Annotated in this window: 20 protein-coding genes; 13 read left to right on the top strand and 7 right to left on the bottom strand. The window is 68.4% G+C overall.

What is annotated here, in order from left to right:
- Positions 1-44: 44 nt before the first annotated feature.
- Genes cyoD through cyoA form a run of 4 tightly spaced genes read right to left on the bottom strand, consistent with a single transcriptional unit; the run spans position 45 to position 4,146 of the window.
- Positions 45-464: a cytochrome o ubiquinol oxidase subunit IV gene (gene cyoD / locus ACT54X_RS19225; RefSeq protein ID WP_017757638.1), complete on the bottom strand. Its 420-nt coding sequence runs from the start codon at positions 462-464 to the stop codon at positions 45-47.
- The gene (gene cyoC, locus ACT54X_RS19220) at positions 464-1,096 is read right to left on the bottom strand and encodes a cytochrome o ubiquinol oxidase subunit III (protein WP_354321300.1); all 633 of its coding nucleotides are present in this window, start codon (positions 1,094-1,096) and stop codon (positions 464-466) included. Before cyoC ends, cyoD begins: the two co-directional genes overlap by 1 nt.
- Positions 1,089-3,092, bottom strand: coding sequence for a cytochrome o ubiquinol oxidase subunit I (gene cyoB / locus ACT54X_RS19215; protein WP_476347914.1), 2,004 nt, complete (start codon positions 3,090-3,092; stop codon positions 1,089-1,091). The genes cyoC and cyoB overlap by 8 nt, the downstream gene beginning before the upstream one ends.
- A 55-nt stretch (positions 3,093-3,147) precedes the next feature.
- Complete coding sequence (cyoA, locus tag ACT54X_RS19210; RefSeq protein WP_294365696.1) at positions 3,148-4,146, bottom strand: ubiquinol oxidase subunit II; 999 nt, start codon at positions 4,144-4,146, stop codon at positions 3,148-3,150.
- Positions 4,147-4,325: 179 nt separating this feature from the next.
- On the opposite strand from cyoA, the gene ACT54X_RS19205 reads away from it, so the two are divergent.
- Positions 4,326-5,663 carry an MFS transporter gene (locus ACT54X_RS19205; RefSeq protein ID WP_294365693.1) on the top strand — a complete coding sequence of 446 codons (1,338 nt, stop codon included), beginning with the start codon at positions 4,326-4,328 and terminating at the stop codon, positions 5,661-5,663.
- Between the two features lie 325 nt (positions 5,664-5,988).
- On the opposite strand, the gene ACT54X_RS19200 is transcribed toward ACT54X_RS19205, so the two are convergent.
- A complete protein-coding gene (locus tag ACT54X_RS19200; protein WP_476347912.1) occupies positions 5,989-9,690 on the bottom strand; it encodes a PAS domain S-box protein in 3,702 nt (1,233 codons plus the stop codon).
- A gap of 143 nt (positions 9,691-9,833) precedes the next feature.
- Here ACT54X_RS19200 and ACT54X_RS19195 point away from each other — a divergent pair, with 143 nt between their 5' ends.
- From ACT54X_RS19195 to ACT54X_RS19155, 9 genes are all read left to right on the top strand, one after another.
- The gene (locus tag ACT54X_RS19195) at positions 9,834-11,114 is read left to right on the top strand and encodes a GTP cyclohydrolase II (protein WP_476347910.1); all 1,281 of its coding nucleotides are present in this window, start codon (positions 9,834-9,836) and stop codon (positions 11,112-11,114) included.
- Complete coding sequence (locus ACT54X_RS19190) at positions 11,111-12,433, top strand: URC4/urg3 family protein (RefSeq protein WP_476347908.1); 1,323 nt, start codon at positions 11,111-11,113, stop codon at positions 12,431-12,433. The genes ACT54X_RS19195 and ACT54X_RS19190 overlap by 4 nt, the downstream gene beginning before the upstream one ends.
- A gap of 50 nt (positions 12,434-12,483) precedes the next feature.
- Positions 12,484-13,119, top strand: coding sequence for a uracil phosphoribosyltransferase (gene upp, locus ACT54X_RS19185; protein ID WP_476347906.1), 636 nt, complete (start codon positions 12,484-12,486; stop codon positions 13,117-13,119).
- Between the two features lie 282 nt (positions 13,120-13,401).
- Positions 13,402-14,400, top strand: a complete 999-nt coding sequence (locus tag ACT54X_RS19180; protein ID WP_476347904.1) for a BMP family protein — start codon at positions 13,402-13,404, stop codon at positions 14,398-14,400.
- A 13-nt stretch (positions 14,401-14,413) separates the two neighbouring features.
- Positions 14,414-15,331 (top strand): 5'-methylthioadenosine/S-adenosylhomocysteine nucleosidase, encoded by a 918-nt coding sequence (locus ACT54X_RS19175; protein WP_476347902.1) that lies wholly within the window; start codon positions 14,414-14,416, stop codon positions 15,329-15,331.
- Positions 15,319-16,902 carry an ABC transporter ATP-binding protein gene (locus ACT54X_RS19170; RefSeq protein ID WP_476347900.1) on the top strand — a complete coding sequence of 528 codons (1,584 nt, stop codon included), beginning with the start codon at positions 15,319-15,321 and terminating at the stop codon, positions 16,900-16,902. The genes ACT54X_RS19175 and ACT54X_RS19170 overlap by 13 nt, the downstream gene beginning before the upstream one ends.
- A 2-nt stretch (positions 16,903-16,904) precedes the next feature.
- Positions 16,905-17,969, top strand: a complete 1,065-nt coding sequence (locus tag ACT54X_RS19165) for an ABC transporter permease (RefSeq protein WP_476348041.1) — start codon at positions 16,905-16,907, stop codon at positions 17,967-17,969.
- Positions 17,966-18,889, top strand: coding sequence for an ABC transporter permease (locus tag ACT54X_RS19160; RefSeq protein WP_354321291.1), 924 nt, complete (start codon positions 17,966-17,968; stop codon positions 18,887-18,889). The genes ACT54X_RS19165 and ACT54X_RS19160 overlap by 4 nt, the downstream gene beginning before the upstream one ends.
- Before the next feature lie 49 nt (positions 18,890-18,938).
- The gene (locus tag ACT54X_RS19155; protein WP_476347898.1) at positions 18,939-19,544 is read left to right on the top strand and encodes a GNAT family N-acetyltransferase; all 606 of its coding nucleotides are present in this window, start codon (positions 18,939-18,941) and stop codon (positions 19,542-19,544) included.
- Here ACT54X_RS19155 and ACT54X_RS19150 read toward each other — a convergent pair.
- Entirely contained in the window at positions 19,499-19,942 is a 444-nt protein-coding gene (locus tag ACT54X_RS19150; RefSeq protein WP_476347896.1) for a VOC family protein, read from the bottom strand. The genes ACT54X_RS19155 and ACT54X_RS19150 overlap by 46 nt on opposite strands.
- Positions 19,943-20,087: 145 nt before the next feature.
- On the opposite strand from ACT54X_RS19150, the gene ACT54X_RS19145 reads away from it, so the two are divergent.
- Complete coding sequence (locus ACT54X_RS19145) at positions 20,088-21,368, top strand: amidohydrolase family protein (RefSeq protein WP_476347894.1); 1,281 nt, start codon at positions 20,088-20,090, stop codon at positions 21,366-21,368.
- 42 nt (positions 21,369-21,410) lie between these two features.
- Here ACT54X_RS19145 and ACT54X_RS19140 read toward each other — a convergent pair whose 3' ends face one another.
- Positions 21,411-21,992 (bottom strand): amino acid synthesis family protein, encoded by a 582-nt coding sequence (locus ACT54X_RS19140; RefSeq protein WP_294365674.1) that lies wholly within the window; start codon positions 21,990-21,992, stop codon positions 21,411-21,413.
- 284 nt (positions 21,993-22,276) lie between these two features.
- Between ACT54X_RS19140 and adh the strand changes: the two genes are divergently transcribed.
- Positions 22,277-23,797: an aldehyde dehydrogenase gene (gene adh / locus ACT54X_RS19135; RefSeq protein ID WP_476347892.1), complete on the top strand. Its 1,521-nt coding sequence runs from the start codon at positions 22,277-22,279 to the stop codon at positions 23,795-23,797.
- Positions 23,798-23,942: 145 nt separating this feature from the next.
- Positions 23,943-24,974 (top strand): alcohol dehydrogenase AdhP, encoded by a 1,032-nt coding sequence (gene adhP, locus ACT54X_RS19130; RefSeq protein WP_294365670.1) that lies wholly within the window; start codon positions 23,943-23,945, stop codon positions 24,972-24,974.
- Positions 24,975-24,987: the final 13 nt, after the last annotated feature.

Genomic DNA, 24,987 nt, shown 5'->3' with positions numbered 1-24,987 from the left:
AAGTGCCGCGGCAGGCACGAGGACCCGACCGCGGCGCCGCTGCGTCATTGCGCGCGCTGGATGTGCTGCTGCATCTCGTGCGCCGGCATCATGTTCGTGTTCATGTGGAACATGACCCACAGCGTGCCCGCGATGGCAATGGCCACGAACACGACGGTGAAGATGGTGGACAGCAGGGTCCAGCCGCCTTCGACCTTGCCGTTCATGTGCAGGAAGAAGACCATGTGCACGAGGATCTGGACGACCGCGAAGGCGCCCAGCACGATGACGGCCGTGTTGCGGCTGCTGATCACGTCGTTCATCACCAGCCAGAAGGGAATGGCGGTGAGCACGATGGACAGCACGAAACCGATCATGTAGCCCGAGAAGGTGCTGTGCGGCCCCACGTCGCCGTGGTGGTCGTCATGATGGTGATCGTCGTGGGCATGGCCGGCGTGCGCGGCGTGGGTGGCATGGGTACTCATCACAGCACTCCCATCAGGTAGACGAAGGTGAAGACGCCGATCCACACGACGTCCAGAAAGTGCCAGAACATCGACAGGCACATCAGGCGGCGCTTGTTCTCGTGGATCAGGCCGTGCTTGGAGATCTGGATCATCAGCACCACCATCCAGATCGAGCCGAAGGTCACGTGCAGGCCGTGGGTGCCGACCAGCGCAAAGAAGGCCGACAGGAAGGCGCTGCTCTGCGGCGTGGCGCCTTCATGGATCAGGTGGTGGAACTCGTAGAGCTCCACGCCCAGGAAGCACAGGCCGAAGACGCCGGTGATGGCCAGCCAGCCCAGCGTGCCGCCCACCTTGTTCTGCTGCTTCTGCAGCATGGCAAAGCCGAAGGTGATCGACGACAGCAGCAGGAAGGCCGTGTTGATGGCCACCAGCTTCAGGTCGAACAGTTCGGCGCCGCTGGGGCCGCCCGCATAGCTGCGGCCGAGCACGCCATAGGTCGCGAAGAGCGCCGCGAAGATCAGGCAGTCGCTCATCAGGTAGAGCCAGAAGCCCAGCGAGGTGCCGTTCTCCGGATGCGGCTCGTCCGCCAGGTGGTAGGCGCGGTCGGTGGTGTCGCCGGCGGTGCCGGTGGCGTAGGCGAGATCAGACATGACGGGCCAGCAGTTGGGTGCGCGCGTTCTCGGCGGCCGAGACTTCCTCGGCCGGGATGTGGTAGTCGCGCTTGTAGTTGAAGGTGTGGATGATCGACGCCAGGATCGTCGCCGCGAACGACGCGGCAGCCAGCGGCCACATGTGCCAGATGAGTGCGAAGCCGCAGATCACCGAGAACACCGAGATCACCACGCCGGCGCCGGTGTTGGCGGGCATGTGGATCGGCTTGAAGCCGCCGAGCGGGCGCTTGTAGCCGTTCTGCTTCATGTCCCACCAGGCATCGACCTCGTGCACCACGGGCGTGAAGGCGAAGTTGTACTGGGGCGGGGGCGAGGCGGTGGCCCACTCGAGCGTGCGGCCGTTCCACGGGTCGCCCGTGTGGTCGCGCAGCTGCTCGCGGCGCAGGTAGCTCACTCCCAGCTGGATCAGGAAGCAGGCGATGCCGCAGGCGATCAGCACGGCGCCCAGCGCGGCGATCTGGAACCAGATCTGCAGCGACGGGTCCTCGAAATGGTTGACGCGACGCGTCACGCCCATCAGGCCGAGTACGTACAGCGGCATGAAGGCCACGTAGAAGCCCACCAGCCAGAACCAGAACGAGCACTTGCCCCAGAAGGCGTCGAGCTTGTAGCCGAAGGCCTTCGGGAACCAGTAGTTGATGCCGGCGAACATGGCGAACACCACGCCGCCGATGATCACGTTGTGGAAGTGGGCGATCAGGAACAGGCTGTTGTGCAGCACGAAGTCGGCCGGGGGCACCGCCAGCAGGACGCCGGTCATGCCGCCGATGGCGAAGGTGCACATGAAGCCGACGGTCCACAGCATGGGCGGCTCGAAGCGGATGCGGCCGCGGTACATGGTGAAGAGCCAGTTGAAGATCTTCGCGCCGGTCGGAATCGAGATGATCATCGTCGTGATGCCGAAGAAGGCGTTCACGCTCGCGCCCGAGCCCATCGTGAAGAAGTGGTGCAGCCACACGATGTACGACAGGATGGTGATACAGACCGTGGCATAGACCATGGACGTGTAGCCGAACAGACGCTTGCCCGAGAAGGTGGCCACCACCTCGGAGAACACGCCGAAGGCCGGCAGCACCAGGATGTAGACCTCGGGGTGGCCCCAGATCCAGATCAGGTTGACGTACAGCATCGGGTTGCCGCCCGACACGTTGGTGAAGAAGTTCGTGCCGACATAACGGTCGAGCGACATCAGCACCAGGGCGGCCGTCAGCACCGGGAAGGAGGCCACGATCAGCGCGTTGGTGCACAGCGAGGTCCAGGTGAAGACGGGCATCTTCATCAGGCCCATGCCGGGGGCGCGCATCTTGACGATGGTCACCAGCAGGTTGATGCCCGAGAGCGTGGTGCCCACCCCCGCGATCTGCAGCGCCCAGATGTAGTAGTCCAGGCCCACCCCCGGGTTCTGGTTGCCCAGCGTCGACAGGGCCAGCCAGCCGGCGGTGGAGAACTCGCCCAGGAACAGCGACAGCATCACCAGCACGGCGCCGCCGGTGGTCATCCAGAAGCTGAAGTTGTTCAGGAAGGGGAAGGCCACGTCGCGCGCGCCGATCTGCAGCGGCACGAGGTAGTTCATCAGGCCCGTGACCAGCGGCATCGCCACGAAGAAGATCATGATGACGCCGTGCGCCGTGAAGATCTGGTCGTAATGGTGTGGCGGCAGATAGCCCATGTTGTCGCCGAAGGCCACGGCCTGCTGCAGACGCATCATCAGCGCGTCGGCAAAGCCGCGCAGCAGCATCACGATGCCCAGGATCATGTACATGATCCCTATCTTCTTGTGGTCGATGCTGCAGAACCAGTCGCGCCACAGCGGACCCCACAGCCGGAACTTGGTGAGCAGCGCGAGCACGCCGAGGCCGCCGAGCGCGACGGCGATGAAGGTCCACAGCACGATCGGCTCGTGCGCCATGGGAACGGATTCCCAGGTCAGCCGCCCCAGCAGCCAGTGGGGCGCGGCGGTAGAAGGTTCAGTCATAGGGCTTCGTTTCTTCGAATGGGTGCCGGGAGGCGGGCCGGGGAGGGCGGCGTCCTCAGTTGAGCAGGTCGACCGGTTGGTTGGGCGTGCAGATCTGCTGCGGCATGAGCGCAGCGACCGCGGCCTCGCCAGCCTTGGTCCGGCCACGCAGCGCGTCCTGGGCCATCACCTGGTGCATGCAGCGCTGACCATCCACGGTGCACAGGTTGAGCACGCGCGAGTACAGGTCGGGGTCGACGGAAGCGAAGCGCTGCACGGGATTGCGCTCGCTGGGCTTGGCCAGGTCGTTGTAGACGGCGCGCGTCAGGCTCTGGCTGCCGGACTTGGCATCGGCCACCCACTTGGCGAAGTCCTCGTTGGAGACGCCGTGGAACTTGAAGGTCATGCCCGAGAAGCCGGCGCCGCTGTAATGCGAGGACAGGCCGTGGTAGACACCCGGCTTATTTATGACGGCATTGAGCTCGGTCTGCATGCCGGGCATGGTGTAGATCATGCCGGCCAGGTCGGGCACGTAGAAGGCGTTCATCGTCGTGCTGGAGGTCAGCTTGAAGAGGATGGGCCGGTCCACCGGCGCCGCCACCTCATTGACCGTGGCGATGCCCTGCTCGGGATAGATGAAGAGCCATTTCCAGTCCAGCGAAACGACCTGGATCTCCAGCGGCTTGACGTCCGCCGGCATCGGCTTGCCCGCCGCGATGCGGTCGAGCGGGCGGTACGGATCCAGCGTATGGGTGCTGATCCACGTCAACGCGCCCAGGGCGATGATGATCAACAGTGGAGCTGACCAGATGACCAGCTCCAGGCGGGTGGAGTGGTGCCAGTCGGGCTGGTAGTCGGCCTCCTTGTTCGCCGCACGGTAACGCCAGGCGAACAGCAGGGTGAGCACGATCACCGGGATGATGATCAGCAGCATCAGCCCGGTCGCGATCATCACGAGGCGGCCCTGCTGCGAGGCGATGTCCCCCGAGGGACTGAGCACCACCGTGTTGCAACCGGCCAGGAGCGCCGTGGCGGCCAGGAGGGCTGGCGCGCGGAAGGTCTTGAGTGAAGGCATACGCTGGAATCTGAAAGGAACGAGCAGGCCGGCACCTCGCGCACCGGCGGCAGGAGTCCGCACTTTAGAGGTGCACGCCCGCGTAGGCGATTGGACAATTTGTCCTATCGACACTGTCCGACGGCTCTGCGAATCTCGCGTGGTAATCTGGGCGCTCCTCGAATACAAGGGAGACTTCGATGAGCAGCCTGAGCCCGGCACACCCCGGAATCCACTCTGGAGATCTCGAGCGCGACGCTCGTCAGGTCAATGCGGACGATCACGATGTGGCCCCGGGCGACATCGCCGTCGGCGTGGTGATCGGGCGATCCTCCGAGTACTTCGACTTCTTCGTCTTCGGCATCGCCTGCGCGCTGGTGTTTCCCCAGCTGTTCTTTCCCTTCGTCGAGCGTCTCGAAGGCACGCTCTACGCGTTCGCCATTTTCTCGCTGGCCTTCATCGCGCGGCCCATTGGCACCGTCGTCTCGATGGGCATCCAGAAGCGCTACGGCCGCGCCACCAAGCTGACCATCGCGCTCTTCCTGCTCGGTACGTCCACGGCGGGCATTGCCTTCCTGCCGGGCTATGACGTCGTCGGCGGCTGGGCGATCCTGCTGCTGGCCTTGTTCCGGATCGGGCAGGGGCTGGGCACCGGCGGCTCCTGGGACGGCCTGCCGTCGCTGCTGTCGATGAACGCGCCGCCGCACCGCCGCGGCTGGTACGCCATGCTGGGACAGCTGGGCGCGCCGCTCGGCTTCGTGGTTGCCAGCGCGCTGTTCATGTACCTGTACGGCAGCCTGTCCCAGGAAGATTTCATGAACTGGGGCTGGCGCTATCCCTTCTATGTGGCCTTCGCCATCAACGTGGTGGCGCTGTTCGCCCGGCTGCGCCTGGTGGTCACGCATGAGTATGAGAGGGCGCTCGAACAGCGGGAACTCGAACCCACGCCCGCCGGCGAACTGCTTCGCACCCAGGGTTACAACATCTTCATCGGCGCCTTCGCCGCGTTGGCCAGCTATGCGCTGTTCCACCTGGTGACGGTGTTTCCGCTGTCGTGGATTCAGCTCTATTCGGACCAGTCCATTGCCGACTTCCTGGGCGTGCAGGTGATCGGCGGCCTGCTGTGTGCTGCGGCCGTGCTGGCTTCTGGCTGGATTGCCGACCGCTTTGGTCGTCGCAACACCCTGGGCACCCTGGCTGCCTTGATCGGCTTGTTCAGCCTCGTGGCACCGGTGCTGCTCAAGTCGAGCGAAGGACAGAACGTCTTCATCCTGATCGGCTTCGTGCTCCTGGGCCTGTCGTATGGCCAGGCCTCCGGGACGGTGACCTCGAACTTCAGCGCGCGCTACCGCTACACCGGCGCCGCGCTGACCTCCGATTTCGCCTGGCTGGTGGGGGCCGCATTTGCGCCGCTGGTCGCGCTCGGACTGTCGGCCCATTTTGGGCTGGCGTTCCTGGGCGTCTATTTGGCCTCTGGCGCGATCTGCACGTTGGTGGCGCTGTACATCAACAAGACGCTGGAGTCGTCCCGCGACTGAGGGATCATGGCTGGCGCTTCGGCGCCCGGCTTGGATCGTCAGAGACCCAAAGCGCCTCACAGAGGCGCTTTTTTCTTGCGCCGCTCGGCTGGGCCGAGGGCAGCCGAAGATGAGGGTGAAGGTTGGCTAGGAGGGGAGCGAGGGCCAGCGCGCTGGGGCACGCAATCGCTGCCCATCAGGCATCAACGTTATTTGACATAACGCACATTGCATATTCGAAGAAGGGATAGACCGCCGAGTTCCCAGCCCTTGACCTGGGCCGGGCCGTCGCTGCGACCGCCTCGGCAACGGCTGGCTCTCGCACACAGCTGCTGGGCCGCGCGCCTCATCCTTCCACCGGCGCGGCCCGCTGAAGCCGGTCCGCCAGCACTTCCAGGGCCCTGCGACCGCGCTCGAAATCGAAATTGGCAATGGCGCCGTTGGCATCCTCCAGCATTTCGGCAGGCAGCAAGGCAGAGAGCGCTCCAAATGGAACCTCCGGCCATTCCCCTGCACGCAGCAGCGTGATGGTGCGCGCGATCAGGTCCAGCACGCACGCCAGGTTCAGTTGCACATCGGTGCCGTTCGCGGCGTTGAGCCACACCGCGTCCGGCGATTGCAGGCGCTGGGCGCGCAGCGCCTGTTCCGCGTGCAGCAGTTCGCCCGGCAGCGCCACGATGCACTGGCTGCACCCCGTGGGATCCTGGGCCAGGGCCGCAGTCTCCAGTCGACCCGCCAATCCTTGCAGGGTATTGAGACCGAAATGCCCCGCCGCCCCGACCAGCCGGTGCGCCAGCGCGGCCAGGCCCTTCCAGTCCTGGTCGTCCGCCAGCTGCATCAGCCTCCCCGGCGTCGCGCGCTGCTCGGCCAGGAAGCGTTCGAGCGCGTCGTGCAGCAGTCCCGGCCGGTGCCACAGCGACAGTGCGCGATGCCAGTCGATGGCCAGCGACTCGGGATGGCCGGCCTCGGGCAGATCCGGGGCCAGGACGAGTCCCAGCACGCGGGCCATCTCGCGCATGAGCTGCGCCGGCGCCAGGGGCTTGCCTGCAAAGCCCTCCATGCCTGCGGACTCGGCCGCGAGGCGGTCGGCCTCGAGCACGCTCGCAGACATGGCGATGATCGGCGTGTGCCGGTCGGCCGCCGCCTGCTCGGCACGGCGGATGGCACGCGCCGCCTCCAGGCCGTCCATGCCGGGCATCTGCAGGTCCATGAGGATGAGGTCGAAACGCTCGCGCGCGGCGATCTGCACCGCCTGTTCGCCGCCCCCGGCCAGTGCCACCTGGTGGCCCTCGCGGCCCAGCAGGATCTCCAGCAGCTCCAGGTTGCTCGGCGCGTCGTCCACGGCCAGCACGCGCAGCGCGGGCAGTTGCAGCGGCGTGTCTGCGCCTCCAGCCGCATCCGGCGATCCGGCGGGACTGCCCAGCGGCAATGGCAGCCGCACGGTGAACACACTGCCGCGCCCCGGCGTGCTGGCTACCCGGATGGTGCCGCCCATCAGGTGCGCCAGCTGTCGCGAGATGGTGGTGCCCAACCCCGTGCCACCGAAGCGCCGCGACGTCGAGGCGTCGGCCTGGGCAAAGGGTTCGAAGATGCGCTCCAGCATGTCCTGCTCGATGCCGATGCCGGTGTCCTCCACCTCGAGGCTGAGCTGGCCACCGTGATGGCGCACGCGCAGCACCACCCTGCCCTGTTCGGTGAACTTCACGGCATTGCCCAGCAGGTTGAGCAGCACCTGCTGCACCCGCAGCGCATCGCCGCGGAAGTGCAGCGGAACGCTCGGGTGGTAGTCGAGGACCAGGTCAAGGCCCTTGCGGATCGCGCTGATGCGCATCGATGCGACCACCTGGTCGCACAGCGCGCGCAGGGAGAAGTCCTCCTCCATCAGCGTCATCGCGCCCTTCTCCAGCTTGGCCGTGTCGAGCACCTCGTTGAGCAGCCGCAGCATCGAATGCGAGGCCTGGTGGATGGTGCTCAGGTGGCGGCGCTGGCTGGCGTCGAGCGGCGAATCGAGCAGCACCTCCGAGAAGCCGATGATGGCGTTCATCGGCGTGCGGATCTCGTGGCTCATGTTGGCCAGGAAGCTGCTGCGCGCCGCCGCGGCGGATTCGGCGCGTTCCTTGGCGTCGCGCAGGGCCTGCTCCATCAGGCGCCGCTCGCTCAGGTCCGCCGCCAGCTTGAGGATCTTGAAGGGCCGCCCCTCGGCATCGAGGATCGGGTTGTAGAAGCTGTGCAGCCACACCTCCCGTCCGTCCCGGGTGATGCGGGCATATTCGCCGCTTTGCTGCTCGCCGGCGCGCAGCCGCCGCCAGCGCTCGGCATAGTCGGCGCTCTGGACCTCTTCGGGCCGGCACAGCACCGCATGGGGCTGGCCGCGCAGCTCTTCCATGGTGTAGCCGACCAGGCGCAGGAACAGGTCGTTGGCACGCAGGATGCGTCCATCCAGGTCCAGCTCGACCATGCCCTGGGCGCGCCCGATGGCGTTGACGATGCCCTCGTACTCGGCGTTGCGCGCGCGCAGCGCCGTGTTGTCGACCATCACCCCGTCGATCCACTGGATCTCACCATCATTGCCGCGCACGCCCCGGCCGGTTTCCGACACCCAGCGCAACCGGCCGCTGCGGTGCCGCAGGCGATATTCGACGTGGTAGGAGCGGTCCTGGGCGAGCGCCTGGCCGACCTGCTGCCAGATGCGCTCGACATCGTCCGGGTGCATCAGGTCCGCATAGCTGATGCGCCCGGCCAGGAAGTCCTCCGCCGGGAAGCCGCACAGGCCCTCCACGGCGTCGCTGATGAACAGCATGCGCCAGTCGCGGGCGAAGCGGCAGCGGAAGGTCACGCCGGGAATGTTGGCGATGAGCGAGCGGAACTGTTCTTCGCTGCGGCGAAGCGACAGCTCCATGTCCTGCCGCTCGCGGATGTCGGTGAGAAAGCCGACGAACAGCGCCTCGTCCTGGAGCTCTGCCCGGCCCACGGCCAGGCGGACCGGCAGCAGCCGCCCTTGCTTGTCGCGCGCTTCCACCTCGCGGCCCACGCCGATGATGCTGGCCAGGCCCGTCTTCATGTAGCGGTCCAGGTAGCCGTCATGGCCCCCGCGATGCGGTTCGGGCATCAGCATCGCGATGTTGCGGCCGACCACCTCGTCGGCCCGCCAGCCCAGCAGGCGCTCGGCGGCGCCATTGAACGACTGGATGGTGCCGCGTGCATCGATCATCACGATGCCGTCCACCGCCGTGTCCACCAGGGCGCGCAGGCGCGACTCGCTGCGGCGCACCTGCTCCAGCAGATGACGCTGGCGCAACCCCACGTGCAGCGCCACCGCCAGCAGGCCGATCAGGGCCACGAATCCGGCAATGGCCACCACCAGCAGCGTGTGCCGCCCCTCAGGGACGCCATCGATGGCGACGCCGTCGAAGTGCAGCGCTGCCATCGCCGTGTAATGCATGGCGAGGATGGCCAGGCCGAGCACCGACCCCGCGACGGCCGCCACCCGCCAGGGCCGGTCCTGCGCCTGCGTGCGCAGGCGGGCATAGACCCACAGCGCCAGCGTGGCCAGCAGCACAGCCAGCACCAGGGAGAAGGCGGTCAAGCCGGGATCGTGGCGCATGCCGACCATGGCCGCCGAGGCGGCCATGCCGGCATGGTGCATGGCGCCGATGCCCGCGCCCACCGCCACCCCGCCCCAGGCAATGGCCGCCCGGCCCAGATGCGCGCGCGTGAGCAGCAGCATGGCCACCCAGCAGGCGCCCAGCGCAGGCAGCAGCGACAGCGCCGTCATGCCCAGCCCGATCGGGGCCGCGGCGCACAAGGCAAAGGCCAGCATGCCGATGAAATGCATCGCCCAGATGCCGCAGGCCATGGCCAGCGCGCCACCGGCCGCGCTCAGATGGCGGATGCCGGCATGTCGCGCGCGCCAGCCCAGCGATGCCATGTGCACCGCCAGGATGGAAGACAGGATGGCCAGGACCACCGACAGGCCGACCAGCCGCGCATCGTGGAGGCGCCAGAGCAGAGGCTCGGCAGCAAAGCCGGCAGAGGAGAACCACGACATGGCTTTTTCACTATATTGCAGAAAGTAACCCAAGCCTGTCCGCCCTCCTGCGTCTCGGCTATTTGGGGGAGGACGCGGCGCATGCCCTCTTTTCTTGCCAGCGGTCCGACCCCTCGCTACATTGACATTTTTGAGGGCCTGCAATGTCTGTAGACAGCACCACGTCTCCCCCTGCCACCTCACCCTCCTCCCGCCAGCACGTCCGCCTGACCTCGCATGCCGGCGGCCTGGGCTCGCTGCCCATCCACTGGGACGCGGCCACCCCGGCCGAACGCGGACCGGTCGTGGGCACTACGACCAAGCGCGCCCACCGCAACGTGATCGGCACCCACAGCGGCAGCTACAGCGTCTACCGCGCACTGGCCGTGGCCGCGGGGGCGCTCAAGCGCGAGCACCGTGCCGACCTCACCAACACGTCGCCGACCGACGCGATCGGGCCCTATCCGCAATGGAGCGAGCCGGGCAAGATCGTGTCGATGGACCCCTGGGGCGCCGTCGTCTCCGACGTGTTCGCGCAGGAGCTGGCTGCGGGCTACGACATCCGGCCCACCATCGCCGTGACCAAGGCACATGTGATCCTGCCCGAGGTGATCGACGCGCTGCAGAAAGGCCGCCTGAAGGCCGACGGCAAGTTCCTGACTGCCGGTGGCGCGGCCCTCGTCACCAAGGCGGCCATCGAGCCGGTCTGGTGGCTGCCGGGCGTGGCCCGACGATTCGGCTGCTCCGAGACCGACCTGCGGCGCGTGCTCTTCGAGGAGACGGGCGGCATGTATCCCGAGCTCGTCACGCGCTCCGACCTCGAAGTCTTCCTGCCACCCATCGGCGGGCAGACGATCTACATCTTCGGCAAGCCGCGCGACCTGGCCAACCCCGAGGTCGAGCTCACCGCCCGCGTGCACGACGAATGCAATGGCTCGGACGTGTTCGGCTCCGACATCTGCACCTGCCGCCCCTACCTCACGCACGCCATCGAGGAGTGCATCCAGGGCGCCCAGCGCGGCGGGGTGGGCCTGATCTCCTACGCGCGCAAGGAAGGCCGCGCGCTGGGCGAGGTCACCAAGTTCCTGGTCTACAACGCCCGCAAGCGGCAGGTGGGCGGCGACACCGCCGACCAGTACTTCGCCCGCACCGAATGCGTGGCCGGCGTGCAGGACATGCGCTTCCAGGAGCTGATGCCCGACGTGCTGCACTGGCTGGGCATCCGCAAGATCCACCGGCTGGTCTCCATGAGCAACATGAAATACGACGCCATCACCGGCTCGGGCATCGAAGTGGGCGAGCGCGTCAACATCCCCGACGACCTCATCCCGGCGGATGCCCGGGTCGAGATCGACGCCAAGATGGCGGCCGGCTATTTCACACCCGGCAAGGTGCCCGGTACCGATGAACTCAAGGCCACCCGCGGCCGGGGGCTGGGCGAATGACGGACAGCCAACACGTGCTTCCCGCCACCGACCTCAACCAACCCGAGGCCGCCGTCGCCTGGCTGCGCACGACGGTCGCCGTGCGCGAGCGCGCGGCCGAACTGCTGGCCCGCGCGCGCCGCGGCGAATCGGCCTTCTTCACCATCGGCGACGAGACGAGCCTGGACGATGCGGCGCGTGAAGTGGCCCAGGTCACCCAGGCGCGCTACGCGTGGCGGCCGATCCCGTACCACAGCCGCTGGCGGCATTTCGAGGCGGGCGGCGTCGACCGGGCGGCCGAACTCGATCATCTGCTGGGCGAACATGCGACGCCCCGCGAGAAGGCCAAGGCGCGCATCGATCTCGCCGTGGTGAGCGTGCTGCTGGATGCGGGCGCCGGTGCCGACTGGGCCTACCACGAGTCGGCGTCCGACCAGCGCTTCACCCGTTCCGAGGGCCTGGGCGTGGCCAGCTTCCATGCCTTCAAGGCCGGACTGTTTTCTTCTGACCCGGATCGCCCTTTGCAGGCCGATGCCGCCGGCCTGCGTGCCCTGGTGACCGACCGCCTGGCGCAAGCCTTCCAGGTGCGCAGCGACAACCCGCTGGTCGGCCTGGACGGCCGGGTCACGCTGCTGCGCCGCCTGGGTGAGGTGCTGGCCGAGCAGCCGGCCGTCTTCGGCACCGAGGTGCAGCGGCCCGGCGGGTTGTTCGACATGCTCATCGCGCCCGAAGGCGTGGCGGTCCCGCCCACCGCGACGGTGCAGGTGCACGCCATCCTCACGCTGCTGCTGGATTCGCTCTCGGCCATCTGGCCCTCGGCCAATTACCTGCATCGCCACCCCACCGCCCTGCCCGGCCCAGGCGAGCCGGCGCTGGCCCTGGGCGACTGCTGGGCGCACAGCGCGGTCGGCGGTGAGGGCCGCACCCACGGCTGGGTACCCTTCCACAAGCTGTCGCAGTGGCTCACCTATTCGCTGATCGAGCCCTTCGAGTGGGCGGGCGTGAAGGTCGAAGGACTGGACGCCCTCACCGCCCTGCCCGAGTACCGCAATGGCGGCCTGCTGCTGGACACCGGCGTGATCGTGCCGCGCGATGCGGCCCTGCTCGAACGCACTTGGCAGGTCGGCGACGAATTCATCGTCGAATGGCGCGCCCTGACCGTGGCACTGCTCGATGAGCTGGCACCCATCGTGCGTCGCCACGTCGGCCGCAGCGCCGAGGAGATGCCGCTGGCCTGCATCCTCGAAGGCGGCACCTGGGCGGCCGGCCGGGCCGTGGCCCAGCGCCTGCGCCATGGCCTGCCCCCGCTGCGCATCGAGAGCGACGGCACGGTGTTCTGAGCCCGCCTCCTCTACCATCGCACGCCTTCTGTTTTTGACAAGAACGATTCATGACGACGCCCAACGCTCACCTGATCACCCATCCGCTCGTCCAGCACAAGCTCACGCTCATGCGTCGCAAGGACGCCTCGACCAACAGCTTCCGCCGCCTGCTCAACGAACTGGCCTCGCTGATGGCCTATGAGGTGACGCGGGACATCCCGACGTCGGAGATCGAGATCGAGACGCCGCTCGAAGTGACACGCGGCCAGGTGATCGACGGCAAGAAGCTGGTGTTCGTGTCGATCCTGCGGGCCGGCACGGGCATCCTGGACGGCATGCTCAGCGTGGTGCCCGGGGCGCGCGTCGGCCACATCGGCCTGTACCGCGACCCCAAGACGCTCACGGCCGTCGAGTACTACTTCAAGATGCCCAGCGGCATGGACGAGCGCGACATCGTGGTGGTCGACCCGATGCTGGCCACCGGCAATTCGGCCGTGGCGGCGGTGGAGCGCCTGAAGGAGCTGTCGCCCAAGTCCATCAAGTTCGTCTGCCTGCTGACCTGCCCCGAAGGCCTGAAGACCATGTACGAGGCGCATCCGGATGTGCCGGTGTACACCGCGGCCATCGACCGGCAACTCAATGAGCATGGCTACATCCTGCCGGGTCTGGGCGACGCGGGCGACCGGATCTTCGGTACGAAGTAGAGCTCGCCCCCAGGCTGCGCGGGCTGGGGCCCGCTCCGCCAACCCCCTCCGGGGGCACACGCAGCGGCCCGGCAAAGCCGGTTCCGCGCGTGTTGCTGGCGTGGCCTGCTCCGCGGCCTTCTGTCTAAGTGCGGGGCGGCGTGTCGGGCGAAGCTGGTGTTCCTTGCCGCATGGGCGCCGGGTGGCCCGGTTGTCCTGGTCGTGCGAATCGCCCGCCGTGCCTGGCTGCAGCCCCGGCACCAATCCTGCTTGTCCAACACCCATCAACGAGGAGTGAGAAAGATGATCCAGCGCCGTCCCCTGATCCTGAGTGCCGCCGCCCTGGCGGGGCTTGTCGCGGTCGGGTTGCCGCAGTTCGCGTTCGCCCAGTCCAAGCTCAAGGTGGCCGCGGTCTACACCGTGCCCTTCGAGCAGCAATGGGTGGGCCGCATCCACAAGGCACTCAAGGCGGCCGAGGCACGCGGCGAGATCGAGTACAAGGCCACCGAGAACGTGGCCAATGCCGACTATGAGCGCGTGATGCGCGAGTACGCCACGGCCGGCAACCAGCTGATCGTGGGCGAGGCCTTCGCCGTCGAGGCTGCGGCCCGCAAGGTGGCCAAGGACATCCCCAAGACCATGTTCCTGATGGGCTCCTCCGGCAAGCCGCAGGCGCCCAACTTCAGCGTCTTCGACAACTACATCCAGGAGCCCGCCTACCTCACCGGCATGATCGCCGGCGGCATGACCAAGTCCAACAAGATCGGCATGGTCGGCGGCTTTCCCATTCCCGAGGTCAACCGGCTGATGAACGCCTTCATGGCCGGCGCGAAGGAAGTGAATCCCAAGGTGGAGTTCAGCGTGAGCTTCATCAACAGCTGGTTCGATCCGCCCAAGGCCAAGGAGGCCGCCTTCGCCATGATCGACAAGGGCGCGGACATCATGTACGCCGAGCGCTTCGGCGTGAGCGACGCGGCCAAGGAGCGCAAGGTGCTGGCCATCGGCAACGTGATCAACACGCAGCCGCAGTACCCCGACACGGTGGTGGTGTCGGCGCTGTGGAACATGGAGCCCTCCGTCGACCGCGCCATCAAGCTGGTCAAGGACGCCCAGTTCAAGGCCGAGGACTACGGCCCCTACTCGCAGATGCAATACAAGGGCTCCGAGCTCTCCCCGCTGGGCACCTTCGAAAAGAAGGTGCCGGCCGATCTGGTCGCCAAGGTCAAGGCGCGCGAGGCGGAGATCCTGTCGGGCAAGTACAGCGTCAAGATCGACGACCGCCAGCCCAAGTCGTCCAAGTGAGGCCCCTGGCCGCATGAACAGCTTCCGCCGATTCCTGCTGGCCCTCGCCGCCAGCGCCGCGCTGGCCGGCTGCGCCGGCATGGGGCCGCCCCCTGTTGCCGACACCCCGCGCATCGCGGTCATGTCGGCCTTCGAGCCTGAGCTGGTGCTGCTGCGCCAGAAGCTGCAGGACGCGCGCACCAAGCGCATCAACGGTGTGGAGTTCCACACCGGCACGCTGCAAGGGCGGCCGGTGGTGCTGTTCCTGTCGGGCATCAGCATGACCAACGCCACCATGAACACGCAGCTGGCGCTGGACCGCTTCAAGGTCAGCCATGTGGTGTTCAGCGGCATCGCCGGGGGCGTCAATCCCAACCTGTCCATCGGCGACGTCACGGTGCCGGCCCAGTGGGGCCAGTACCTGGAAGTGCTGATGGCCAAGGAAGCCGCGCCCGGCCGCTACGAGAAGCCGCCCTTCATCCAGGACGCCACGCTGCCCAACTTCGGCATGATGTTTCCGCGGCCGGTGGAATTCCGCTCCGCGGCGCAGCCGCAGGTCACGCGGCGCTTCTGGTTCGAGGTGGACCCGGGCATGCTGGCCGCGGCGCGCACCATGAAGGTGGACCTGGCGGCCTGTGCGGCCGGCACCTGCCTGAAACACGCGCCGCGCCTGGTGGTCGGCGGCAACGGCGTGTCGGGCCAGGCCTTCATGGACAACAAGGCCTTCCGCGAATACACCTACGCCACCTTCCAGGCCAACGTTCTGGACATGGAGACGGCGGCGGTGGGCATGGTGGCCCATGCCAACGGCGTGCCCTACCTCGCCTTCCGCTCGCTCAGCGATCTGGCCGGCGGTGGCGAGGGCGCCAACGAGATGGGGACCTTCATGCGCCTGGCGGCCGACAACTCGGCGCAGGTGCTGCTGGCCTTCCTGGCGCAATGGAAGCCCTGAGCCCGGCCGGCGGCGCGGCCGGCGGCGTGCCGGTGCTGCGGCTCTCGGGCATCACGAAGCGCTTCGGCCCGCTGGTGGCCAACGACGCGATCTCGCTCACCCTGCAGGCCGGCGAAGTGCTGGCGCTGCTGGGCGAGAACGGCGCCGGCAAGTCCACGCTGATGTCCATCCTGTTCGGCCATTACGTGGCCGACGAGGGGCGGATCGAGGCCTTCGGCCAGCCCCTGCCGCCCGGCCATCCGCAGGCGGCGCTGGCGGCGGGCATCGGCATGGTGCACCAGCACTTCACGCTGGCCGACAACCTCAGCGTGCTCGACAACATCGTGATGGGCAGCGAGCCGCTGTGGCAGCCTTTCACCCGCCGCGTGGCGGCGCGCGAGCGGCTGGAGGCGGTGGCCCGTCGATTCGGCCTGCCGGTGTCGCCCGATGCGCGCGTGGCCACGCTGTCGGTCGGCGAACGCCAGCGGGTGGAGATCCTCAAGGCGCTGTACCGCGGCGCCCGCATCCTGATCCTGGACGAGCCCACCGCCGTGCTCACGCCGCAGGAGAGCGAGGCGCTGTTCGACACGCTGGGCCAGATGGTGGCGCAGGGGCTGTCGATCATCTTCATCAGCCACAAGCTGGGCGAGGTGCTGCGCGTCTCGCACCGCGTCGCCGTGCTGCGCCAGGGCCGCCTGGTGGCCGAGGCCCGCGCAGCCGACACCACGCAGGCGCAGCTCGCGCAATGGATGGTGGGCCATGCGGTGGAGGCGCCGGTGCGGCAGCCCGCCTCCGGCGCTGGCGCCGAGGTGTGCGTGCTCGACGGCGTGAGCACCGAAGGTGGCGCCGGCGCGCTGCACGAGGTGTCTCTGACACTGCGCGCGGGGCAGATCACGGCGATTGCCGGCGTCTCCGGCAACGGACAGGTCGCGCTGGCCGAGCTGCTGTGCGGCACGCGCAAGGCGCGATCCGGATGGCTGAAGCTCCTCGGTGCGCCGCTCTCTGCACAGCCTGCGCGGCTGGTGGCGCAGGGGGTGGCGCGCATCCCTGAAGACCGCCATGCCGTGGGCGTGGTGGGCGACCTGCCGGTGTGGGAGAACGCGGTGGCCGAGCGCCTGCGCACGGCCGCCTTCTCGCGCCGGCTGCTGCCCGGCCTTCGCTGGGTGCGCCGCGCGGCGGCACGCGCCCATGCAGCGCGCATCCAGCAGGCCTTCGACGTGCGCGGCGGCGGACTCGATGTGCCGGCCCGCTCGCTGTCGGGCGGCAACATGCAGAAGCTCATCCTCGGGCGCGCACTGACCGCGCCCGATGCGGGCTCCATGGCGGTGCCGCGGCTGATCGTTGCGCACCAGCCGACCTGGGGCCTGGACATCGGCGCCGTGGCCTATGTGCAGCGGCAGCTGATCGCGGCGCGCGACGCAGGCGCGGCGGTGCTGCTGATCTCGGACGATCTCGACGAGGTGCTGGCCCTGGGTGATCAGGTCGCCGTGATGCAGGGCGGCCACCTCACGCCCACGCGACCGGCCGAGGCCTGGACGCGCGAGGCCATCGGCCTGGCGATGGCCGGCGAAACGGAAAGGACGCCCGCATGACGATGCGGCTCGAACGACGCACCCAGCCCTCACGCACGGCGCTGGTGCTGGCGCCCGTGGGCGCAGTGGCCTTCACGTTGCTGGTCAGCGCCCTGCTGGTGCTGTGGGCCGGGGCGCCAGTGGGCCGCACCTACGGGCTGCTGCTCTCGGGCGGCTTCGGCTCGGTCTTCGCGCTGAGCGAGACGCTGACGCGGGCCATCCCGCTGATCCTCACCGGCCTGTCGGCGGCGGTGGCCTTCCGGGCGCGGCTGTTCAACATCGGCGCCGAAGGCCAACTCTATGCCGGCGCCTTGGCCGCCGTCGCCATCGGTGGGATGCATGACGGCACGGGCCTGGAATGGCCGGTGGCCGTGCTGCTGCCGCTGATGTTCCTGACGGCCGCGCTGGCGGGCGCGCTGCTGCTGCTCGGTCCGGCGCTGATGAAGAGCCGACTGGGCGTGGACGAGGTGGTGACCACGCTGCTGCTCAACTTCATCGTGCTGCTGGCCGTCGGCGCCCTGCTCGACGGGCCGATGAAAGACCCGACGGCCATGGGCTGGCCGCAGAGCGTGGCGTTGCAGTCGGACCTGGAGCTGTCCAAGCTCATCCCGCAGACGCGGGTGCACAGCGGCCTGCTCGGCGCGCTGGTGCTGGCGGTGGGCGGATGGCTGCTGTTCAAGCACACGGTGCTGGGCTTCGATATCCGCGCCCTGGGCGCCAATCCGCGTGCCGCCGCCTTCGCCGGCGTGCCGGTCACGCGCACCGTGGTGCTCACCGCCCTGCTCTCGGGTGCACTGGCCGGTTTGGCCGGTGCGGTCGAAGTGGCGGGCCGCACCAGCTATGTCACGCTCGACATGTCGCCCGGCTATGGCTACACCGGCATCGTGATCGCCATGCTCGCGGGCCTGCATCCGCTGGGCGTGGTGGCGGCTGCCGTGTTCGTGGCCGGCGTGCTGGTCGGCGCCGATTCGATGAGCCGCGCCGTGGGCGTGCCGACCTACATCGCCGATGTGATCGTGGCCGCCTCGCTGCTGTCGGTGCTGGTGGCGGCGCTGTTCACGCAGTTCCGGCTGAGGTGGTCGCGATGAGCGAGGTGTTCGACATCGTGGCGCAGGCTTCCTTCTGGGTGGCCCTGCTGCGCATCGCGACGCCACTCATCCTGGGCACGCTGGGCGTGCTGCTGTGCGAGCGGGCCGGCGTGCTCAACCTGGGCATCGAAGGGATCATGGTGGCCGGCGCCTTTGGGGGCTGGCTGGCGGTGTACGCCGGCGCGCCGCTGTGGATGGGCGTCGTGGTCGCCGCTCTGGTGGGCGCTGCCTTCGGCCTGCTGCATGCCTGGCTCACCGTGGGCCTGGCGCTGTCGCAGCATGTGTGCGGGCTGGGCATCACGCTGCTGGCGACCTCGCTGTCCTACTACGGCTACCGGGTGAGTTTTCCCAAGGTGAGCACGCCGCCGACCGTCACGCCCTTCGCGCCCATGGACTGGCTGCCGATCCCGGTGTTGAATGCCCAGACCCCGATGACGCTGCTGGCCCTGCTGCTCGTGCCGCTGGTCGGCTGGCTGCTCTACCGCACGCCGGCAGGCCTCGCGCTGCGCATGGTGGGCGAGAACCCGCAGGCTGCAGAAAGCCAGGGCGTGTCGGTGGCGGCCACGCGCACCGCCGCCATCGTGGCCGGTTCTGCCCTGATGGGTGTGGCGGGCAGCTTCCTCACGCTGTCGGCCTTCAACGCCTTCTTCTTCAACATGGTCAACGGCCGCGGCTGGATCTGCGTGGCGCTGGTGGTCTTCGCCTCGTGGCGGCCGGGCAAGGCGCTGCTGGGTGCGTTGCTCTTCGCCTTCTTCGATGCCCTGCAACTGCGGCTGCAGCAGGCCGGCGATGCCGCCCTGCCCTATCAGGTCTATCTGATGCTGCCCTATGTGCTGTCGATCCTGGCGCTGGTGCTCGTGGCGCGAAAGGCCAGCTACCCGCAGGCCCTGATGAAGCCCTATCGCAAGGGCGAGCGTTGATGAGTCCTTCGCCGCATGGGCGAGCGGCGGCGCGCCGTATGCTCGCTCCATGACCACGGCTGACGCACGGCGCACCGCCATCGACCCTGCCAGGCTCCAGGGCCCCCGCGTGCGCCTGCGGCCCTGGCGGCCCGACGACCTGGCGCCCTTCGCCACGATGAGCGCCGACGCGCAGACGATGGCCTGGTTCCTCTCGGCCATGGACCGCGCCGCGAGCGATGCCATGGCGCAGCGCTGCCAGGCCCTGATCGATGCACAGGGCTGGGGCTTCTGGGCCGTGGAATTGGCGGCCGCCGGTGCCGACGGCCCCTTCATCGGCCTGTGCGGCCTGAACCAGCCGGCGTGGCCCCTGCCCTTCGCGCCTTGCGTCGAGATCGGCTGGCGGCTCGCACGGCCGTGGTGGGGCCGTGGCTTGGCCGCAGAGGCCGCAGCCCTGGCACTGCAGGTCGGCTTCGACGAACTCGGCCTGGACGAGATCGTCGCCTTCACGGCGGTCGCCAACCAGCGCAGCCGTACGCTGATGGCACGCCTGGGCATGACGCACGACGAGGAGGACGACTTCGACCATCCGGCCGTTCCGGCTGGCCATCCGCTGCAGCGGCACGTGCTCTACCGGCGGCTCGCGCGGGGCGACAGGCCAGGGCAGTGGACGTGATACTGATCCGGCGACGGCGGCGCCACGGGCGTGCACAACTCCACCAACACACCGTCGGCGTCGTGCACATAGGCGATGGTCTGGCCCCAGGGCATGGTCTGCGGCGCACGCACCAGCGACGCGCCGGCGGCCAAGGCGCGTTCGACGGCCGCCGGAACGTCCGTCGTCGTGAAGGCGATTTCGCCACTCGGCGCGGAAGGCTCGGCTGGCCGCGGCGACTTGCCCAGGCTGCGCATCAGCCCGAGCGAGGCGAAGGCCAGGGCCGTGCCGCCGGTGTCGAGCTCGCCGTAGTCGCCCTGGGGGCTGAGGAAGCGGCGGCGCTGAGAGAAAGCCCGCTCGTAGAAGTCGAGCGTGGCAGCCACGTCCTGGACGTAGAAGATGGCGTAGGCAAACTGCATGGTCGAATGCTCCGGGTGAATGAGGGCAGGAAAGCCCGGCCAGAATAGGCAGCCCGCGCCGCGCTGTCTTGCATGAATCCGACAGCCGGGCCCACGCTGGCAAGCCGCTTGCGTCGCTTGTCCCGCCCCGTCTTCCGATCGTCCCATGCTCGACCTGCTCATCACCCACGCCACCCTGCCCGACGGCCGCACCGGCCAGTCCATCGCCGTCCAGGACGGCCGCATCGTCGAGGTGGCAACCGGCCTCGCTTCGCCGGCCCACGAGACGCTGGACGCCGGCGGCCTGCTGGTGGCGCCGCCCTTCTGCGATCCGCATTTCCACATGGACGCCACGCTCAGCTACGGCCTGCCGCGTGTCAACCAGAGCGGCACGCTGCTCGAAGGCATCGCGCTGTGGGGCGAGCTCAAGCCGCTGCTGACGGCCGAGGCGCTGATCGAACGCGCCCTCGCCTACTGCGACTGGGCGGCGGCCAAGGGCCTGCTGGCCATCCGCAGCCATGTGGACACCAGCGACCCCAGCCTGCTCGCCGTCGATGCGCTGCTGGAGGTCAGGCGCCGCGTGGCGCCCTACATCGACCTGCAGCTGGTGGCCTTTCCGCAGGACGGCGTGCTGCGCACCGCCGGCGGCGTCGACAGCCTGCGCCGCGCGCTGCGCAAGGGCGTGGACATCGTGGGCGGCATTCCGCATTTCGAGCGCACCATGGCCGACGGTGCGGAGAGCGTGCGCCTGCTGTGCGAGATCGCCGCCGAAGAAGGCAAGCTGGTCGACATGCACTGCGACGAGTCCGACGACCCGCTGTCGCGCCACATCGAGACGCTGGCCTTCCACGCGCACCGCCTGGGGCTGCAGGGCCGCGTGACGGGCTCGCACTGCACCTCCCTGCACAGCATGGACAACTACTACGTGAGCAAGCTGCTGCCACTGATCGCCGAGGCGGGCGTCAGCGTCATCGCCAACCCGCTGATCAACATCACGCTGCAGGGCCGGCACGACAGCTACCCCAAGCGCCGCGGCATGACCCGCGTGCCCGAGCTGATGGCGGCTGGCGTGAACGTCGCCTTCGGCCACGACTGCGTGATGGACCCGTGGTACGGCATGGGCTCGGGCGACATGCTGGAGGTGGCCCACATGGGCCTGCATGTGGCGCAGATGACCAGTCAAGCCGGCATCCAGCAGTGCTTCGAGGCCGTGACCGCGAATGCGGCGCGCCTCATGCACCTGCCGGGCTACGGCATCGCGGCAGGCTGCGATGCCAGCTTCGTGCTGCTGCAGGCGCGCGATCCGGTGGAGGCGATCCGGCTGCGCGCCACGCGGCTGGCGGTCTACCGCAAGGGCCGGCTGCTGGCGAAGTCGGCAGCGGCGACGTCCCAGCTGTTCGTCGAAGGACGCCCGGACACCACGGCCTTCATGCCCGCGCGAAGCTGAGCCGCGGCGCCGGGCCGGTACCGCGCGCGCGACGCCAGCGCCTCAGCGCTGGCCGTCGTTCACAGCCACGTTCTCCTTGAGCAACCCGCCCAGGCGCGAATGCACGCGCCCGCCGGTGCCCATCACCAGTGCGAACAGGATCTCTCGCGGGCGCGGGGCGTCCTGCATGCCGACCTCGATGCTGTTGAAGTGGCTGCGGACGTAGGAGGCGTGGATGTAGTGCACCGGCACCATCAGGCGGTAGCCCGCCACGGCCACCGCCTTGTTGGCCGGCACCATGGCCTTGGGCTGGCCCAGCACTTCGCGCATCGCCCAGCCGCCGGCCTCGTGCCAGACGGCGCCATGCTCCATCTCGCCGTCGATGCCGACGATGGCGGCCTTGCTGTAGACCTCGACCTTGTCCTTGCCGCCCAGGGCATCCACAAGCTCCGTGGCCAGCTCGGTGCCCAGGGCGCGCAGCTCGGCCATGAAGGGCATCAGGTCGGCTTCGTAGCGGCCGGCATAGGGGTTCTGGATCACCGCGCAGGCGGCCGCCAGCTTCAGCGGCTGCGCGGGCGCCGGGCCGCCCTCGTGGTAGGTGGTCTCGATGGTGAGGCCGCGCTTGCGGATCTGGATGAGGGACATGGGAGTGCGCCCGAAGGCGAGGGAAAGACGTGATGCGGGCGCGGAGACGCCCCGCAGGAAGCCCGCCATGCTGCCACGGGGTGTGCCGCTACGCCACAGCTGTGCCATTGCGGCACACCGGGCGAACAGGGGCACGGCTGCGCGCCGGCGGGCGACTTGCAGCCAAGTGGCTGTCTTTGAAGGGTTTTTTTCCAGAAACACCCGCGCCGTCCGCGCTGGCACATGGCTTGCCCCACAAGCACACCGCCCACCCCGGCGCGGCAACCCAACCGGAGACAAGCACCATGGACATGGCAGACATCGCCCACCTCGGCGTGGCCAACCCCTTCAAGAAGCAGTACGGCAACTACATCGGCGGCCGCTGGGCGGCGCCGGTGGACGGGCAGTACTTCGAGAACGTCTCGCCCATCGACGGCCAGGTGTTCTGCGCCATCCCGCGCTCCAACGACAAGGACATCGAGGCCGCCCTGGACGCCGCCCATGCCGCCAAGAAGGCCTGGGGCCGCACCTCGGCCACCGATCGCGCCAACGTGCTGCTCAGGATCGCCGACCGCATGGAGGCCAACCTGCTGACCCTGGCCGTGGCCGAGACCATCGACAACGGCAAGCCGCTGCGCGAGACGTTGGCGGCCGACCTGCCGCTGGCCGTGGACCATTTCCGCTACTTCGCCAGCTGCGTGCGCGCCCAGGAAGGCAGCATCGCCGAGGTGGACCACGACACGATGGCCTACCACTTCCACGAGCCGCTGGGCGTCGTCGGCCAGATCATTCCGTGGAACTTCCCGCTGCTGATGGCCGCCTGGAAGCTGGCCCCGGCGCTGGCCGCCGGCAACTGCATCGTGCTCAAGCCCGCCGAGCAGACGCCCGCCTCGATCCTGGTGCTGATGGAACTCGTTGGCGACCTGCTGCCGCCGGGCGTGCTGAACGTGGTCAACGGCTTCGGCACCGAGGCCGGCAAGGCCCTGGCCACCAGCAAGCGCATCGCCAAGATCGCCTTCACCGGTTCGACGCCGGTGGGCAAGCTGATCATGCAGTACGCCAGCCAGAACCTGATCCCGGTCACGCTGGAGCTGGGCGGCAAGAGCCCCAACATCTTCTTCGAGGACGTGATGTCGGCCGACGACGGCTACTTCGACAAGGCGCTCGAAGGCTTTGCGATGTTCGCCCTCAACCAGGGCGAGGTCTGCACCTGCCCCAGCCGCGCGCTCATCCAGGAGTCGATCTACGACGCCTTCATGGAGCGGGCGCTGAAGCGCGTCAAGGCGATCAAGCAGGGCAACCCGCTGGACAAGGCCACCATGATCGGCGCCCAGGCCTCGCAGGAGCAACTGGACAAGATCCTGTCGTACATCGAGATCGGCCTGCAGGAAGGCGCGCAATGCCTCACCGGCGGCGTCCGCAAGGCCTTCGATGGCGGCCTTGCCGGCGGGTACTACGTTGAGCCCACGGTCTTCAAGGGCCACAACAAGATGCGCATCTTCCAGGAGGAGATCTTCGGCCCGGTGCTGTCGGTCACCACCTTCAAGACCGAGGAAGAGGCGCTGGAGATCGCCAACGACACGCTCTTCGGCCTGGGCGCCGGTGTGTGGACGCGCGATGGCGCACGCGCCTTCCGCATGGGCCGCGGCATCGAGGCCGGCCGCGTGTGGACCAACTGCTACCACGCCTATCCCGCGCACGCGGCCTTCGGCGGCTACAAGCAGTCGGGCATCGGCCGCGAGACGCACAAGATGATGCTCGACCACTACCAGCAGACCAAGAACCTGCTGGTCAGCTACAGCCAGCAGCCCTTGGGCTTCTTTTGACATGGGTCATCCTGCCCCGCCCGGGGCAGGCCTAAGGTGACACCTGTCCACGCGGACGCCCCGTCCGCGTTCCCGGCCGCCCGTCGCCCGTCTACCGGGCCGATGCGGGCGGCTTCTTCTCTTCTTGTTGTGGAAGGAATCGAGCATGTCCCAGAAGACCATGAAAGCCGCGGTGGTCCGCGCCTTCGGCCAGCCGCTGACCATCGAGGAAGTCCCAATCCCCACGCCCGCCGACGATCAGATCCTGGTCAAGATCGAGGCTTCCGGCGTGTGCCACACCGACCTGCATGCCGCTGAGGGCGACTGGCCGGTCAAACCCAATCCGCCCTTCATCCCGGGGCATGAAGGCGTGGGCTTCGTGGCCGCCATCGGCCGCAACGTCAAGCATGTGAAGGAAGGCGACCGCGTGGGCGTGCCCTGGCTGCATTCGGCCTGCGGCTGCTGCACCCACTGCCTGGGTGGCTGGGAGACGCTGTGCGAATCGCAGAGCAACACCGGCTATTCGGTCAACGGCGGCTTTGCCGACTACGCGCTGGCCGATCCCAACTACGTCGGCCACCTGCCGAAGGAGGTCGGCTTCGTGGAGATCGCGCCCGTGCTCTGCGCGGGCGTGACCGTCTACAAGGGCCTGAAGGTGACCGACACGCGCCCGGGCGACTGGGTGGTCATCTCCGGCATCGGCGGCCTGGGCCACATGGCGGTGCAGTACGCCCGCGCGATGGGCCTGAACGTGGCGGCCGTGGACGTGGACGACGACAAGCTGGCCCTGGCCCGCACGCTGGGCGCCACGGTCACCGTCAATGCCTTGACCACCGACCCGGCAGCCTACCTGCAGAAGGAGATCGGCGGCGCACACGGGGCACTGGTGACGGCCGTCTCGCCCAAGGCCTTCGAGCAGGCCCTGGGCATGGTGCGGCGCGGCGGCACCGTCTCGCTCAACGGCCTGCCGCCGGGCGACTTTCCGCTGCCCATCTTCGACATGGTGCTGCGCGGCGTGACGGTGCGCGGCTCCATCGTCGGCACCCGGCTGGACCTGCAGGAAGCGCTGGACTTTGCCGCGCGCGGCCAGGTGCATGCCACCGTGGCCACCGACAAGCTGGAGAACATCAATGACGTGTTCGCGCGCATGCACAAGGGCCAGATCCAGGGTCGCATCGTGCTCGACATGAACGCGTGATCCCCGCAGGCGC

The organism is Pseudacidovorax sp. DMC4 (assembly GCF_056314265.1).
Note: the sequence above shows the minus strand (reverse complement) of the source record. Positions and strands in the feature narration are given on the sequence as shown.